Origin of the sequence: Bradyrhizobium sp. WSM2793, assembly GCF_000379585.1 — a bacterium.
Taxonomy (GTDB): domain Bacteria; phylum Pseudomonadota; class Alphaproteobacteria; order Rhizobiales; family Xanthobacteraceae; genus Bradyrhizobium.
On record NZ_KB902803.1, the window covers coordinates 24,774 to 40,304 of the forward strand.

At 60.3% G+C, this 15,531-nt stretch carries 12 protein-coding genes and 1 pseudogene; 5 read left to right on the plus strand and 8 right to left on the minus strand.

Translation table 11 applies throughout. The annotated features are described in order from the left end of the window. Positions 1–82 precede the first annotated feature (82 nt). A complete protein-coding gene (locus A3AS_RS0131385) occupies positions 83–2,812 on the minus strand; it encodes a DUF5695 domain-containing protein (protein ID WP_245283325.1) in 2,730 nt (909 codons plus the stop codon). A 714-nt stretch (positions 2,813–3,526) separates the two neighbouring features. On the opposite strand from A3AS_RS0131385, the gene A3AS_RS0131395 reads away from it, so the two are divergent. Then, positions 3,527–3,733, plus strand: a complete 207-nt coding sequence (locus A3AS_RS0131395) for a cold-shock protein (RefSeq protein WP_018321456.1) — start codon at positions 3,527–3,529, stop codon at positions 3,731–3,733. Between the two features lie 447 nt (positions 3,734–4,180). Here the strand turns inward: A3AS_RS0131395 and A3AS_RS0131400 are convergent. The 7 genes and pseudogenes from A3AS_RS0131400 to A3AS_RS0131430 all read right to left on the minus strand — a co-directional run bounded on the left by A3AS_RS0131400 (position 4,181) and on the right by A3AS_RS0131430 (position 12,993). After that, positions 4,181–5,750, minus strand: a pseudogene (locus tag A3AS_RS0131400) (porin). A 1,268-nt stretch (positions 5,751–7,018) separates the two neighbouring features. Further along, a complete protein-coding gene (locus A3AS_RS0131405; RefSeq protein ID WP_018321457.1) occupies positions 7,019–7,855 on the minus strand; it encodes an ABC transporter permease in 837 nt (278 codons plus the stop codon). Between the two features lie 42 nt (positions 7,856–7,897). Beyond that, positions 7,898–8,830: an ABC transporter permease gene (locus tag A3AS_RS0131410; RefSeq protein ID WP_018321458.1), complete on the minus strand. Its 933-nt coding sequence runs from the start codon at positions 8,828–8,830 to the stop codon at positions 7,898–7,900. After that, positions 8,830–9,828: an ABC transporter ATP-binding protein gene (locus A3AS_RS0131415; protein WP_026202557.1), complete on the minus strand. Its 999-nt coding sequence runs from the start codon at positions 9,826–9,828 to the stop codon at positions 8,830–8,832. The genes A3AS_RS0131410 and A3AS_RS0131415 overlap by 1 nt, the downstream gene beginning before the upstream one ends. Continuing rightward, positions 9,825–10,811 carry an ABC transporter ATP-binding protein gene (locus A3AS_RS0131420; protein WP_026202558.1) on the minus strand — a complete coding sequence of 329 codons (987 nt, stop codon included), beginning with the start codon at positions 10,809–10,811 and terminating at the stop codon, positions 9,825–9,827. The genes A3AS_RS0131415 and A3AS_RS0131420 overlap by 4 nt, the downstream gene beginning before the upstream one ends. A 23-nt stretch (positions 10,812–10,834) precedes the next feature. Further along, on the minus strand, positions 10,835–11,329 hold the full coding sequence (locus A3AS_RS0131425; protein WP_157644437.1) for a hypothetical protein: 495 nt from the start codon (positions 11,327–11,329) through the stop codon (positions 10,835–10,837). An 83-nt stretch (positions 11,330–11,412) separates the two neighbouring features. Further along, positions 11,413–12,993: an ABC transporter substrate-binding protein gene (locus tag A3AS_RS0131430; protein ID WP_018321460.1), complete on the minus strand. Its 1,581-nt coding sequence runs from the start codon at positions 12,991–12,993 to the stop codon at positions 11,413–11,415. 504 nt (positions 12,994–13,497) lie between these two features. Here A3AS_RS0131430 and A3AS_RS0131440 point away from each other — a divergent pair. Genes A3AS_RS0131440 through A3AS_RS49370 form a run of 4 tightly spaced genes read left to right on the plus strand, consistent with a single transcriptional unit; the run spans position 13,498 to position 15,476 of the window. After that, on the plus strand, positions 13,498–14,598 hold the full coding sequence (locus A3AS_RS0131440; RefSeq protein ID WP_245283326.1) for a pyridoxal phosphate-dependent aminotransferase: 1,101 nt from the start codon (positions 13,498–13,500) through the stop codon (positions 14,596–14,598). 11 nt (positions 14,599–14,609) lie between these two features. Further along, positions 14,610–14,906 (plus strand): isocitrate lyase/phosphoenolpyruvate mutase family protein, encoded by a 297-nt coding sequence (locus tag A3AS_RS50165; protein WP_371260731.1) that lies wholly within the window; start codon positions 14,610–14,612, stop codon positions 14,904–14,906. Beyond that, the gene (locus A3AS_RS50170) at positions 14,869–15,231 is read left to right on the plus strand and encodes an isocitrate lyase/phosphoenolpyruvate mutase family protein (RefSeq protein WP_371260732.1); all 363 of its coding nucleotides are present in this window, start codon (positions 14,869–14,871) and stop codon (positions 15,229–15,231) included. Before A3AS_RS50165 ends, A3AS_RS50170 begins: the two co-directional genes overlap by 38 nt. Next, positions 15,228–15,476 (plus strand): hypothetical protein, encoded by a 249-nt coding sequence (locus A3AS_RS49370; RefSeq protein WP_245283327.1) that lies wholly within the window; start codon positions 15,228–15,230, stop codon positions 15,474–15,476. Before A3AS_RS50170 ends, A3AS_RS49370 begins: the two co-directional genes overlap by 4 nt. Positions 15,477–15,531 lie beyond the last annotated feature (55 nt).

Here is a 15,531-nt window from a genome sequence, read left to right on the forward strand (position 1 = left end):
TTTGCAACGATGATCGTCATCGCCTCGGAAGCCGCGTGGAACAGCAGGAATAAGTGCCGATCGCACCCGATAATCGGCAACACTAGCGAACCTGAACCCGCGGTAAGCGCGCCGCAGGCAAGGGGACGATGATCTTGCAGTCCGTGATGTCGACGACTTCCTTGCGCTTCCTCCCGTCATCGTACCGCAATTCGAACGTCACTCCCGATGCAGATGGGGCAAACGGCTCTGGCGTAAGGCTGATCCACCCCTCCCCCAAATTCAGAATGATCGGTCCGTCCGCCCGGAATCGGGCGTCAAGCAGCACCAAGTCCAATCGGAGAGACTGGAGCCGCACGTTGAGCCGACGCCGCACGCCATCACGTGGCCAGATACGCAGGGTGTGAGCGAACGTCTCCATGATGCCACCGTGACAAACCTGCCCAAAGATGGGATCGTCGGCAACGATCGTCGCAGCAGCGCGGACCGCCCCACAAAATCCCAGGTCGATCTCGCACGAGTAATACCACGTTCCACGGTGATGCGGCTGACCGAGCCATGTGGTCCCGCTCGGCGCCGGCTCGAAGCCGCCACCGGCCGCGCCGTCATTCTCCTCGTCCGGATACCAATAGCCATAACCGGCGGACGCAGGGCCGCTGTTCAGCAAAGCCCACGCGCTGAGTTGTGACGCATAGCCGAGACGAAGGAGCGGATGCGGGTCGTCTGCATCGTTCAGCGCATGATCAAGCAGCGCCCAGCCGCCCATCTGCGCCATGTAAGTCAACGTATAGGCGTCGCCCGCAGTGCGGCGATAATCGCTGCCCAGGTAGTAATAAGAAGGTTCCAGCCAGCCACGGCAGAACAGATTTGCAGCCATCTGACGCTCCGCGAAGGCACGCGCTGCCGCCTTCGAAACCCCCATGGCGACAGGGTCGTCAAGGGCCGAGCGCGCCAGTGCCTGCGTTGATTCGAAGGCTGTGGAATCGAACGGATATTCCGATTTGAACAGGTCCGCCTTCGGATCGACGAAGGCGCGCACCTTACGCGCCCAGTGCGCCTCCAACGTCGCCGCCTCGCGCATCAAGCCCGCCGTCGCGAGCGCCGAAACCAGTTCGGGGATCACACATTCGTTGTAGAAGCCGGTGCAGTAGGCAGACCACATCACCACGCACATCGGCACCGTGAACATGGCCAGCGCCGTACCGTAGGCGCGTACCAAATAATCTCGTGCGCTCTGGCGGGTGGGTATCGTGGGATGGTCACGCGCGATGCGGTGCATGGCCAAATACATCGCGAAGATGTGCGGATAGTCATAAGGCCGCCAGATATGCAGGCGGCCCTTTGGGCCGGGATCGCTGCTTTCCCGGTTCTGCTTCCAATCGGGTATGCCGTAGAGGCCGTAGGCGTATGCCTCTTGTGTGGTTCGTTGCAGCCCGCCCCAGACGAACGTATCGATATACCGGTCCAGCGCCGCCACTTCCGCCGCATCAGGATGCTCGGCATTCTTGGTCGCGAGGTAAGCGGGCTTGCTCAGCCCGGGATCGTCGCACGTCACCTCGTAGATGCGCCAGCCCTTGATCCGCTCGTAATTGTCCGGGCCAAGCAGGACCTGCGTCTCCATGTTCCACTCGCCAAACAAACCATCGTACCATTTGGACGGGTCACGATGCTGCCGTTTCACGATGAAGGCTGCGCGCTTCTTCATCATCGTCTCGACGGGCTCGGTAGCGAAGAATTCAAGAAAGGTCTGGCGCGCACCCGGCTGGTGCAGGGTCAGCCGGTTCTCGCCCAATCGCGAAAACCGGACCCGCCACAGTCGCCTGCCAGCCCGATCCGGCAACCGTTGCACCACCGTGTCGCCGGTAAATTCCGCTTCGATCCGCTCCACCGGAATGGAGGACGCGAGCGCGATGTCGACATGCAGGTCGTTGGGAACCGTCATGCCCGGCATTACTTCCACGTCCACCAGACCGGCGTCCGCGATAGCCCTGCGCGCCGCCTCATAGTCGGCAACCCACTGGAAGCGGAGACGGTAACGCCGTTCCTCGGCCGGCGACAGGGACAGGGAATGGGTCGGCTGTCGCCAGCGAGTCCCTCCCGCCACTGCCTCGCCGGCGGCCGCCCCGCCCAAGATGTAGGCGCACCACGTCCCACTGGCTTCGGCCGAATCCTTGTGGACATCCCAATATTCCAGTGACGTGTCCGCTTCCGGTAAGAGCATGAGGAAGGGACCGGTGCTGTTGCCGCGAATCCAGAAGATGTGCGATCCATGCCCCGAGACGAAGCTGTGCTTCAAAACAGCCACCGACACCGGTTGCCCTGCCCGAAATTCGGTGTTCATCGGCATGGGCAAATAGAGATCGCCGACCTCCACGCTCGCCATGCCGTCGTTCCGCAGCATGATCTCCCACGTCAATCCAGCCTCGTCGACTGCGAGACGGGTCGTGAGAAGGACGCCGGCATCGCGGGCTGCTAGTTCAAGGGCCGCGCTATGCATCGGCTTCGTTGCATCAACGCCGGTTCGAAGCGTATGCCACTCGGATCCGGCACGCCGAACTCTAGCGTGAGCTGTCCCCAGCACGGCTCCAGGCAGGACATAATCCGTGTCATACGTATCGTTACGATAACGCAACGAGGTAATGCCGTCTTGTGTGCACCCAACGAGGAAGGGAGAGTCGGCCGCCTTCAACACCATGGCAACCTTGCGCTGCGGCCGATTGGGTGTAGGCACCGTAACGCTCCCGAACAACGCGCTAGCCAAGAAGCTACTGCCCAACAGCATCGTACGACGCGTATACGTCCAGACTTTGGACATGCCTTTGGTCTTCGTCATCAACCGTATCCGGTATTGCCCCATCCGGATCATCAAGGCATGCCGTTTCGCGCCGTAAACGTCAACGCGACAAAGCGACAGGCCTGCAATAGCTAGATGCGGAGTGAATTGATCGTCGCCAGACAAAATGACCTCTAGAAGGCGCTGAAGAAGAATTTGGCAAGGGCAACTAGCCGGCCTTGGGTAGCGCCGGTATTGTTGTGCTTTCATTGAATCTTTGCGTGCGCATGTGAGCTTTCAGCTGTCCATACTGAAGATGCTTGCCGGGCAATCGGACGGCCGAGCCAGTCTTGAGCTCGTCAAACAGCAATTGGCCATCTTTTACACAAGCGGGCCCGAGTGGCCGGCGCGCATGAAGCGCATCGAAAGCCGCGGGCCCAACCTCGATATCTTCGGACAAAACCCCATCCACCGAGAGGTGGAATACTGGACCATCACCGAGGAGGCACGGAATTTCCTTGACGCCCTCGAGAAGCTCGATCGATGTGTGACACAAAGCCAGCCCGAGGCACAGGCCGAGGAGCCAGCTGGCGATGAGCGACCGCCATTGCCGGCTGCTCCGCCACGACCAATCGCCCGCAGGAACCGTCCTCGGCGAAAACGATTGTGGACGCGTGAGGGGCGCTCAGCGTGAGATGTACCTATCGCGCGGACATCCTTATTGGTCAGGCACCCCTTCGATGAGATCGCGGACGTTCAGTTTGGAGATATGCAATGGCAATGGGGACTGTGAAGTGGTTCAACGCGGCCAAGGGTTACGGCTTCATCCACCCCGAAGACGGAGGAGCTGACGTCTTCGTTCACATCAGCGCGGTCGAGAAGGCCGGCTACACCAATCTCGCGGAAGGCCTCCGGGTCAGCTATGAGCTGATGGCAGATCGTTCGGGCAAGATGAGCGCCGAAAATCTGCGCATCAGCTGATCGACTTGCCCTGAGGAACCTGCCGGCTTCGTTCTGAAGTCGCTTCTGGCTTGCGCGGGAAGCATCGACACGGCTTCAGCACATTCCCGGTGCCGCTGCGGGCGTTTCCTGTCCGACGAACGATCAGCGCTGTCGTCCGCATCGGAGCGCCGTGCAAGGTGCCTATCGGGATCGCATTCTCAAACAGACATTGCAACGAGGGAACGCGACAAATCTCTCGGCTGCTTCAACGCGCGAGCACTGGATCCGCTCGTTCACTTCGTTGCACGAGCGAAGATCGATCTCACCATAGAGGCAGATGGTAGCTCGGTTGTTGTTGAAGCGCCGGTCCCTTCACGTAGCGCTGGTGTAGGAGGCCCTCGGCGGGCATGCCGAAGGCCTCCTTGGAGGTTAACGTGGATCCATAGAGCCTTTTCTTTCTCCTTATCGTTGGGGTTTGGCAGAGACTCACCAGTTGCGCTGAGCTCGGAGCAGCAGTGTCAGCGTGTTCTGGTCCTTTAACGCGTAGGTCGCAGCTGGTTTGGCGACAGCCGAAAGCAGCGGTAATGTTACCGTGCTTCCGCTCGCGTATTTTTGGTCGAGCATGGTGTAAACGAGATCGGCCGTAAAGGTCAGATTCCTGATCGGGGTCCAGCGCGTGACGAGGCCAACGACCCCGTAATTGAAATCGGGATTACAGCCAGCCATGCCGCTCGAAAGCGCAAGTCCCGCAACGAACGCACCGCAGATATAGCCCTTGGCAGTGCTTCCATGCCGAACGGCGGCCCACGCGCCATAAACGGCCGTATTCCACTGTGGATCCCAGTTATGAGTGTAGCCACCACGGAAGCCGTAGGTCGTGGTCAACTCCTGACCGGCACCCGTAACGAACACGGAGTCGGACAGACCGGCCAGGCCGACGCTCTGGTAACCGCCAGCCAGGCCCGTACCGCCGTACATCGCGTAGGTGGTCGCCACGAGGTCGTTGAAGTTGTAGCGGGTCGCACCATTCGTATAGGCGGCGGACAAGTTGATTGTGTCACCTATCCCTGTCGGGATGTTTTTGAGTGATAAGGCCAACTGAGCAGCCCAGCCCCATTTGTCGCCTGGATGGCCGGTGGTTTCGTCAACACCGTAATAGGCCGCATGGTTCTCATGCGCAGCAAATGACGCCTGAAACAGGCCCCAGGCCTGATCGATGCGGGCCATCGCGATAAGGTCAGGCGAGCGCGAAGCGCCGATGTCGTTGGTGCCGTAAGCCCCCGTCGCGAGGCCTGCAGCCGTGGCGCCGCTCACGTTCCAGATGTTGGTTGTACCATAAACGACTTGATCCTGGGCCGAGAGCGAAGCTGTGATGCCTTGGCCGAAGTCGGCAGTATAGGTCAACTGGTTCACGCCAGTGACCCAGCCACCGCCACCAGGTAGATCGTCATATTCGTTCGCCGGATAGTTGGTCCAAGGCGCGGAGAACTGCGAGACCGCCTTTCCCATGGTAAGGCCGGCGAACTGGATAAACGCGGAGTAGACGCCGAGCCGATCCCTGTGCGATCGCTCCACTGCCCTGCCCTCCGGACACAGCAGCGTTATAGATGGTTGCGCCGCCACCCTCGCCTGTACCGGCACCGATATAGCCACCCGAGGTCCAGCTGAACACGCCTTGGAAGAAGGTGCGAACCGCGCCGTACTCGGTCGCAGTGCGCGTGTCGATACTCAAGCCCTCCCGGGACCGCCAGGTGTAGAAATTGCTCAGGCGATTTCGAGCTCCCGCAACACCATTAGCTGCAGGGTCAAAGTCGCTGTTGCTGTTCAACACCAAGTCAGCGCGCAGATAACCACCCAGCTTGATGCACGTGTCCGTGCCGGGAATGTAGTAGAAGCCGGCGCCATATAGCGCGCAGACCCTCACGTACTCGATCGCTTTGGACTTGGCGGGAAGATCGGCTGCTTGTGCAGCTTCCAACGCGAATAAGCTTGCCGCGGACGTCAGTACAAGCCGTTTGATCGTTTGATGTGAAGAGCTCAAATTTGAGAATGTCATTGCCCTATCCTCTTGGTCAGAACTTGTGCGGGCGAGGCTGTATCGTCGTCACGCAAACCTTCGGTGACAGACATCAAATCGTGCGATGGGACGTTCTGATTTGATGATGGCATTCCAAGAAAACGTGACCGGCTCGAAAACAGGCGCAATATCGATCGCGGGTGGATGCCCAAAGTGACCCAAGAAACTCCGTTGAGAGCTTGACGGAGCTTTCTGTCTCCTCCTGTTGCATGTTCGTGATGCAGCACCTCAGCTGATAGAATGTGGGCACACTGCATTTGCAGCTGAAACTCTCAGCCGCCTTTGTCGCGTTTGCGCGCCAAGCCAGGGTGGCTTGGTCAGAGCTAAGGTTGCGTTGGCCGATACTTAATGTGGGTGCCAGGGGGTCGGCGTGGAGCTTCATTACTGCCGGTCGTGCTGAATGCCAAAGGAACGAGACCTTGAAGCAGCGTCGATCGTCGATCAGGTGACGCAGAGTGAGCGTCGCAGGTGGCTGTCACCGGAAATCGGCTCACCAAATACAGACGGAAAGTTCGTAAAGCTCGACTCTTTCTGCCAGACCGACTTCCGGCCAAAAATGAGCTTGAGGCGGGCAGGTACTCGGCCAGATCGCCAAACGCGACCTTTTGGTCGTTGAGTATCAGGTCCAAACGCCGACGTAGACTCCGTCGAACATGCCCCCGCGGGACTCGATATAAGTTCACGCCCACGAGCACCGATCGGAAGTCGCGCCACAAGCCTAGTGTCCTGGCTCGGGTCAACTTCCCGATCCCGCGGCCAGCGCGATCCGTATCCTCTCTCGTTTTCCGACCAGAGAGAGAAGCTCCACCACTGCCCCAGATTCAAGATCAGGAATCCAAAGGTGATGCTCGCGCGGAGCGCACCAGCGCCACCTGCAGATATTGTCCTTGAGCTCATCATCAAGCCCGCATGTAGCAAGACAGCAGACTATACCTGTTCTGAAGTTTCGCCTTCACGCCCAAGATGATGGTGCGCGTGTACGTCACCGCATGATTAGCTCATGCAGTCGATTGGTGATATCGGCCATGCTCGCGGAACGCTGGCACACAGCTTGATGTCTCGACCAGCAACAGCTCACATGCCCCGCTTGTCCATCGAAGCCAGCCGCTCGGGCCTCCCTGCGGATGCTGGCTCCGGGCAACGAAGTGCCCTTCTTTATTCGAATGCGGCGGCCGCGGGATCGCTGCAGCTAGTCGAGAGGCAGGATGTCGCGGGGCTGACGGATCGACAGCAGGGTTCTGGAGGCCTCACGATAATGTCTTGTCGATCCGGTCGCGCAGCCAATCGCCGACGAGCGAAATTGACAAAGTCGTGAGCGAGATGACGAGCGAAGGGAGCACAAGGATCCAGGGAGCACGGGTCAGATAGTCACGACCGTAGCCGACCATATTGCCAAGCGAGGTAAGTGGCGGCTGCACTCCAAGTCCAAGAAAGCTAAGACCGCTCTCGAGCAGAATGATGTCCGGAAACGCGAGCGTCATGGTGACGATCAAGGTCGACGCGATGTTCGGCATGATGTGGCGCAGGTAGACGCGCCATGGCCTTGCGCCAAGCTGGCGTACGGCGATCACATAGGCTTGCTCGTTGGAACTCATCGCAAGCGCGCGGGTGACGCGGGCGTAGCGTTCCCATCCGTGCAGACCAATGAGCCCCACGAAGAGGAGCAGAGAGTTGCCGAAGAAGGCAAGCACCGCGAGTGCCAAAACGAGAAACGGCATGCTTGCCTGGAAATCAACACAACCGAGGATGACCTGCTCTACCCAGCCGCGGAAGTGAGCGGCCAAAACGCCAAGCGTGATGCCAAGGACGGCGCCGATCAACGTCGCCCCGAAGGCAATAAGTAGGCTGATGCGGATCGATATGGCCAGGCGCGACAGCACGTCCCGGCCGAGCTCATCCGAACCGAAGGGATGCGCGATGGTTCCGCCGAGGCCGACAGGTGCAGCGAGGCGATGATGAAGGTCGAGGGCTGCATAGTCATAAGGGGCGAGGCGATCAGCAAAGATTGCGACAAGAAGCATGAGGCCTAGCCAGACAACCGCTATTGCGACCCCGCGGTCGCGCCACCACCACAGCCTGCGCATCCTCGAAGACGGCAGAACTTTTCCTGCGGAAATGCTCGACACTTATCGCCTCCCAGAGCGCAAGTCGCGCAAACGTGGATCGAGCATGCCATAGAGCAGATCGATCGTGACATTGGTGGTAATCATGGCGGCGGCTACGACCAGCATGATGCACTGGATGACAGCCAAATCACGACTCGCAACTGAGACGACCAGGAGGCTGCCAATGCCTGGCCACGAAAAAACGCTTTCGACGAGCACCGTTCCTGCGATGAGATTGCCAACCATGAAGCCGACGATGGTCAGCACCGCTATTGCCGCGTTCGGCAGAGCGTGGCCGGTCACGACGCGGGGCCAAGGCACACCCTTGGCGCTGGCGGCACGAATATACGGCTGCCCAAGTACCTCGAGCATGGCACTGCGGCTGAAACGCGCCAAAACGGCCGCGCCCCCCAGACCGAGTGTGATGACAGGCAGCACCAAATGCTGCCAGCCGCCGGCGCCGCCCGAGGGGAACCAGGGAAGCTCGACTGCGAAAGCCAGTACCAGCACGAGGCCAAGCACGAAAGATGGCATGGTGAAGCCCACGACCGCGACCATCATCACCAATCGATCCGCGATGCTATCTCGTTTGAGAGCCGCGTAGATGCCGGCCGGAATGCCGATCAACAGATTGAGGATCAGCGCCGGCGCCGTCAGCATCAGCGTGACAGGAATGCGCTCGGCGACGACGGTGATCGCGGAACGCCCATCACGCATCGATTGGCCGAGATCTCCATGAACGACCGCAAAGAGGTATCTGGCGTATTGCACCCAGAGTGGCGCATCGAGCCCCCAGGCCTTTCGGAAGGCCTCGACCGCTTCCGCCGGGGCTTCCGGCGACAGCAACGCGCGGGCGGGATCGCCAGAGGCGCGCAGCACCACGAATGCGAATGTGACCACAACTCCGATGGTCAGCAATGCGCGCGCCAAGCGGACCGCTATGAAGCGAGCCATCATGCCTCCTTGTTGAGTTCGCTACCATGATCGCCGATCAGATGGCAGGCGACGCGGCGCCCGTCAGGAGCGGATCTGAGCTCTGGGGCAAAGCGCGCGCAACGTGGAAGCGCTACCGGGCAGCGAGGATGGAATGCGCAGCCGCCCGGTCGCGCAGCCGGATCGGGCGGATCTCCTTGCAGGATCGTGCGAGAGCGATGTCTCCCTGGCCTGGGCACCGCTGAAACGAGCGCCCGCGAGTAAGGATGCAAAGGATCCAGAAGAACCGCCTCAGAGGCGCCTTCCTCGACGATGGCGCCGAGATACATCACAGCAATCCGATCGCTGATCAGCCGGACTACTCGCAAATCATGGCTGATGAAGATCATCGCCATGTGCCGCCGCTCCTGCAGGTCGCGTAGAAGATTGATCACTTGCGCCTGGATCGAGACGTCGAGCGCCGATACTGGCTCGTCGCAGACAATGAGATCTGGATCGGTCGCAAGCGCACGAGCCAGGACGGCACGCTGGCGCTGGCCCCCTGAAAGCTCAAGCGGATAGCGCCTGAGGTGATCGGTCCTGAGCCCCACATCCGCGAGAAGCGCATTGACCCGCCCGTCTTGTTCCGACTTGCTGCCGAGCCGATGAATTTCCAGCGGCTCAGCCATTTGCGCGCCGATCGTCAGGCGGGGATCGAGCGCAGCTAGCGGATCCTGAAACACCATTTGGATTCGCATCCTGAGCCGGCGCCATCGAATATCGCCCATAGCAGGCAAAGCTTCTCCGCCGAAGGATACCGTGCCGGCATCCGGCCGGTCCAGGCCGATCAGGAGCCGGCCCGTAGTGGACTTACCGCAGCCCGATTCGCCAACCAGTCCGAGCGTCTCGCCGCGAGCCAGCCGCAGAGAGAGCCCATTGACCGCGTGGACCATCGCTGGACGGTGGAAAAGGCCCTGTCGCAAGCGATAACGGCGGACAAGCCCATCGGCTTGGAGGATCGGCGGAGCACTCGCGATCATGCAGCCGCGACCTCGCCCGCGGGCGGTTCGCTCGTGACATGCAAGCAGGCAGCCCTGTGTCTGATGTCGCCATCCAGCGAGGCGAGCTCAATCGCCCATTCACTGCAGCGTCCGATCCGACGATCGCAACGAGGGGCGAAAGGACAGCCTGGCGGAAAATCGGCTGCGTTTGGCACGACACCCGGAATGGCGAAGAGGCGTTGCCGCGGCGCATCCAGACTTGGAAGAGCCGCAATAAGCCCTCTCGTATATGGATGAGCGGAATGCTCAAAAAGACGGTAGGCGGGCAATTCTTCGACGATCCGCCCCCCATAAAGGACCATGACGCGTTCACAGATCTCGCTGACGACGCCGAGATCATGCGAGATCAGGACCAGCGCCATGCCTGTCTCGCGCTGGATCTGCCGCAGAAGCTCAATGATCTGCGCTTGAATAGTCACATCCAAGGCGGTGGTAGGTTCATCAGCGATCAAGATGTCGGGCTGCCCTGTGAGAGCCATGGCGATCATGACGCGCTGGTTCTGGCCGCCGGATAATTCGTGGGGATAGGCGCCAAGGCGGCGCGCTGCATCGGGGATGCCGACCTGGTCGAGCAGACGTCGCGCTTCGGCAAGCGCCGTGCGGCGGTCCATGCTGCGATGGAGGCGCAGGGCTTCAGAGATCTGATCGCCCACCGTGCGCACAGGATTAAGCGCGCTCGCCGGGTCCTGGAAGATCATGGCGATCTGCCCGCCGCGCACCTTGTCGAGGCGAGAGGCTGGCGCATGGAGCAGCTCCTCTCCGGCCAGGCGTACGCTGCCCGTTATTTTAGCGCGCTGCGTCAACAGTCCGAGCGCAGCAAGCCATGTCACGGATTTGCCGCAACCGCTTTCGCCGACCATGCCCAGCGACTCGCCACGCCGTAGAGTGAGATCGATTCCGCGCAGCGTCGACACACCGTCGAACGCCACACGCAAACCTGCGATCTGAAGAAGCGCCTCCATGCGAGGTCCCTGCCCTTCCCGCATCATAGGGATCGCATCAGGTCGGTTGGAACGCCGCCCTTGCCGTGGCAGGAGAGAAACGATGCTACAGCGGCATCCTCGGGTGGCAACTCCGCCGACATTCGGCGATCAGCGGCAAGCGTGCCTACCCAGCGGGACAATTGCGCGACAGGTGTGCGCACGCGCCTGGAACTGCTGGCATCGACAACGTCTGCAAAGGAGCACGAATGCTCCCCAGATGAGATCGTACCATGCGCCTCGGAATGGTCGATGTCCGTGCAGCTTTCAAACATGGGCCGGGCACCCCCAACAGTCTTGACCTCGCATCCGATCTCAAGGCGCTCCGTCACTTGCCGGCGCGCTGTCAGATCATCGGCGCAGTTCGGAGCCGGGCTTTGATGAATGCGGCGCAGCGTCCGCGCCTCCCAGGCGGCGCGGCGCTCCCGTCGGATCGTCCGCGAGACTTTGAACAGGATTGGGAGATCGCCAGCGGCAAGGTTGTCGTCAAACCAGGTCATCGCCAAGACCCTCTGGCCGAGGGCTAGCTCCAAGGGGGGATTGCTATCGCACAATGGTCGATTCAAGGTGTGCGTCATCGCGATCAGGTCCGGATCAGAGCTCTGTTGAACGGGCCGAAATTGAGGTCGAGCGTTAGCCCCGGCAGCCACGGCACGTCGCGACGCTTGCCATAGAACTGGCCCGACACGTGCAGGATCACGCAAGGCGGATCGATCTCGTTGATGATCTCAAGCATGCGACGGATGATCGGCCGGCGCTGTTCGCCCTGGACGGTGTCCTGGAGCTTTGCGCCGAGCGCGAAATATTCCTTGTTCTTCCAGATTCCAATTGACTTTGGCAGGGTGCCGCTCGGGCCGTATTCACGCCAGGGATGGCCGAGATGATCCAGAAAGAGTGCCGTATTGGACGTATCAAAGATGGCACGCACCGGCTGGCGCTGAATTTGCGCGAAGTTTTCCATCATCTGAAGTTTGACGTTCAGGCCAACCGCACGCCACATCTCGATCATGGTCTGCGCGCCAGAGACCTGATTGGGGTAGTAGTTGTTGAGCAGACGATAGGTGATCTGCTCTCCCTTGTAGCCCGCTTCGGCCAGCAGCTCCTTGGCTTTGCCCGGATCATAGGCAAGCGAGGGGAACTCGTGGATGTAGCCTTCGCCGTAGCTCGGCAACTGGTAACCGTTCGGAATCGGGAGCCGGTCCTCCCACAAGCTCCGCACGATCAGCTTGCGGTCGAGCGCAAGGCTCATCGCACGGCGAACACGTGCATCCTTCAGAAGGGGATCGGTCTGATCGAAGACGAGCGAGCGGATATTCTGCACGGCACCACCCACGACCTCGAGATCAGCACGCTTCTGGATGGCCGCAAACTGGTCCGGCGGAATGTCAGTGGCAATGTCGAGCTCGCTGGCGAGGAGGCCGTTCACGCGCGCGGAAAGTTCGGGAATGATGCGGTATTCGATGCCATCGAACGGCGGCCGCCCGCCCCAATACGCATCGTGGGCGGTCAACGAGACACGAATATCCAGCTTGTGATCGACGAGCTTGTAGGGACCGCTTCCGACAGGGGCTGTGGTCCAGCGCTCCCACGAGCCCGCCGCCACGAAGGCGCGCTGGCTGACGATCTCCGATCCCCAAGCAGCCAGACGCTGCTCGAGGAGCGCGTCACCGCCCTTTGCATGCACAATGACGGTGTAAGGATCGACAATTTCGACCTTCTCGAGCCGATCAAGCGACTGAAGCGCCTCGGACATTCCGCTGCGTCCGGGTCCCAGCAGGTGGTCAGGACCAAGGCTAAAGGCAACATCTTCGGCCGTCAAAGGCGTTCCGTCATGGAAAGCCACTCCCTTGCGCAAGAACAGCCGCAGCGACTGCGCATTGATCCGCTCCCAACGCTCGGCCAGGCTGGGCCGGAGCGCCATGTCGTGGGCGTGGTCGAACGTGATCAGCGTATCGAAAAACTGCGGCATGATCCGGCGAATGGCAGTATCGGTCGCGATGACTGGATCGAAGGATCGCGGAAATCCAGACATGCCGACCCGAAGGCGCCGACGCGTCAATGTCTTCGGCTCGCCCTCCGCAGCGCCGACGCCTGTGCTGGCTAACACGCTTGCGGCAACGGCGCCTGCGATGGCTTGCCGTCGCGTCAGATCAATACGGGTCATCACCGCCTCCGGTTCACTTCCATTGATACGAATGTCACGACCGTGAATTCTTAAGATTGGCACGGACTTTGGCAGACCACCCAAATTGGGCGCTTGTGTCATTCAGGCATATCCGCGATTGTGCGCGACCTTAAAAACCTGAACTGCTACGGCAGGATGACGTTCATCGAATAAGTCGATGTAAGCTTGCGAACATGCGATGGTCGACGTTCCTGGCGCAGGCTGATGAAGAGGAAGAGCTGAGACGCAAAGCACTGCGCGAGCGCCCAACAGAGCCGCACGAAGAAGGTACAGTTATCGTAATCTTCGATGATTTTATCCAAAGCCGCGACACCCGGTTAGATTGGTCGTCCGCGTTCGGATAGATCCCCATGAAACCGCTCATTCGAACTCGTAGGATATTGTGGCTTGTCTCTCGTTTCAGAACGGCTCAAGGTCGTCCGTCCCTCTCAAACCGAGGTCATGACGGCTCGCGCCGCCGAGCTGCGCGATTAGGACGCCGATGTGATTACGCTCAGCCAGGGTGAGCCGGACTTCGACACGCCGTCCGCTATCTGTGAAGCTGGCATCCGGGCAATCCGTGACGGGCAGACGAAATACACGGCGGTCGCCGGAATCAAGCCACTGCGGCAAGCAATTCGCGAGAGCCTGCGTCGCGATCATGGGCTCGACTACGGTATTGACCAGATCGCGGTGGGCTGCGGCGCCAAGCAGGTTGTGTTCAACGCACTATTCGCCAGCCTCGATCCGGGCGACGAGGTTGTGATCCCGACGCCGTGCTCGGTCTCCTATCCCGACATGGCGGCCCTGGCCGGCGGCAAGCCGGTGCTCGTCGCCTGCGATGAACTCCATGGCTTCAAGCTGCGCTCCGAGGCGTTGGAGAAGGCGATCACGCCGCGCACCAAATGGTTGATGTTGAATTCGCCATGCAATCCGACCGGTGCGGTCTACAGCCGAAGTGATTTGCTCGCGCTTGCCGCGGTGTTGCGCAAGCATGCCCAAGTGCACCTGCTATCCGACGACATCTATGAAACGCTCACCTATGAGGCCGACTTCGCAACGATAGCCGCAGTCGCGCCGGACCTCTACGAGCGCACCTTAACAGTCAACGGCGTATCCAAGGCAGACGCAATGACGGGCTGGCGCGTCGGTTACGGTGCAGGACCTCTGGCGCTGATCAAGGCCATGAATCTCATCCAGGGCCAGACCTCCTCGCACACCAGCTCGATTTCTCAATATGCCGCGCTCGAGTCACTGTCAGGAAGGCGGGACCATATCAAAGAGTTCGCGTGCGTTTTTGGAGCGCCGCGACCTTGTCGTCGCCAAGCTGAATCAGGCCAAGGGGCTTTCCTGCCGTGTGCCGGACGGCGCTTTTATGTTTTCCCCTCCTGCGCGTGTGTCATCGGCAAGCGCACGCCAGACGGCAAGGTGATCGAAAGCGACACCGATTTTGCCATGTATTTTCTTGATGCTTTCGCCGTCGCTGTCGTGCCGGGCAGCGGCTTCATGGCATCGCCCTATATCCGGATTTCCTATGCTTCCTCGCTCGAGGAGCTCACCCGGGCTTGCGACCGTATCATTGCCGCCTGCGCGACCCTTTCCTGAAAGATCTTCTGATGCCCCCCAAAAGCCTGCGCGCCCGCATGGCCGAGACTGGCCTGGTCCACATCATAGCCGCCCACAGCCCGTTTTCAGCGATTCTCGCGGAAGAAGCCGGATTTGACGGACTGTGGGCGTCCGGCTTCGAGCTATCAGCGCTTTATGGGCTGCCGGACATGAGCCTGATTTCGATGACACAGCATCTCGACATGCTGCGGGCGATCGCCGGACGCACGAGGCTGCCGATCGTTGCCGATACCGATACGGGCTATGGCAATGCGATTCAACGTCATCCACGCTATCACGGAATATGAGCGGGCCGGCGCCAGCGCCGTTGTCATCGAGGACAAGACTTTTCCAAAAGTGACGAGCCTTGTTGCCGACGGCCGTCAGGACCTGTTGCGCATTGAAGAATTCCAGGGAAAGATCGAGGCTGCCATCACGGCAAGACCGGATGCTGATTTCCTCGTCATTGCCCGCACCGAAGCTTTGATCGCCAGCCTCGGCGAAGCGGAGGCCCTGCATCGGGCACACGCTTATGCGGAGGCTGGCGCGGACATGATCCTGATCCATTCGAAAAGGAAGACTCCTTGCGAGATCGATTTTCGCGCGCGTGGACCGGATCGGTTCCGCTGGTGATCGTACCAAACGCCTACCCTGACCTCGACGCCAAGCGGGTCAAAGCGCTGGGCAATGTTTGCATGATGATCTACGGCAATTACGGCATCCGTGCTGCTGCAACCGCCATGCAGGAGACTTTCCGCCGGATCATCGCTGACGGCGGCGTCCAGAACGTCTACAAGGATATTGTGCCGGTGGATGAGATTTTCAGGATCCAGAATATGCACGAGGTTAAGGCGGCTGAAGCTCGCTTCCTTCGCTGAACGCTGCGATTGATACCTACTGTCGAGATCTTTGAGACGGCACTCAGCACCGAGC

Excerpts from the sequence above, each read along its gene's own strand:
- A3AS_RS0131385 (WP_245283325.1), bottom strand. The coding sequence starts at position 2,812 with ATGACGAAGACCAAAGGCATGTCCAAAGTCTGGACGTATACGCGTCGT.
- A3AS_RS0131395 (WP_018321456.1), top strand. The coding sequence starts at position 3,527 with ATGGCAATGGGGACTGTGAAGTGGTTCAACGCGGCCAAGGGTTACGGC.
- A3AS_RS0131405 (WP_018321457.1), bottom strand. The coding sequence starts at position 7,855 with ATGCGCAGGCTGTGGTGGTGGCGCGACCGCGGGGTCGCAATAGCGGTT.
- A3AS_RS0131410 (WP_018321458.1), bottom strand. The coding sequence starts at position 8,830 with ATGGCTCGCTTCATAGCGGTCCGCTTGGCGCGCGCATTGCTGACCATC.
- A3AS_RS0131415 (WP_026202557.1), bottom strand. The coding sequence starts at position 9,828 with ATGATCGCGAGTGCTCCGCCGATCCTCCAAGCCGATGGGCTTGTCCGC.
- A3AS_RS0131420 (WP_026202558.1), bottom strand. The coding sequence starts at position 10,811 with ATGGAGGCGCTTCTTCAGATCGCAGGTTTGCGTGTGGCGTTCGACGGT.
- A3AS_RS0131425 (WP_157644437.1), bottom strand. The coding sequence starts at position 11,329 with ATGACCTGGTTTGACGACAACCTTGCCGCTGGCGATCTCCCAATCCTG.
- A3AS_RS0131430 (WP_018321460.1), bottom strand. The coding sequence starts at position 12,993 with ATGACCCGTATTGATCTGACGCGACGGCAAGCCATCGCAGGCGCCGTT.
- A3AS_RS50165 (WP_371260731.1), top strand. The coding sequence starts at position 14,610 with ATGCCCCCCAAAAGCCTGCGCGCCCGCATGGCCGAGACTGGCCTGGTC.
- A3AS_RS50170 (WP_371260732.1), top strand. The coding sequence starts at position 14,869 with ATGCGATTCAACGTCATCCACGCTATCACGGAATATGAGCGGGCCGGC.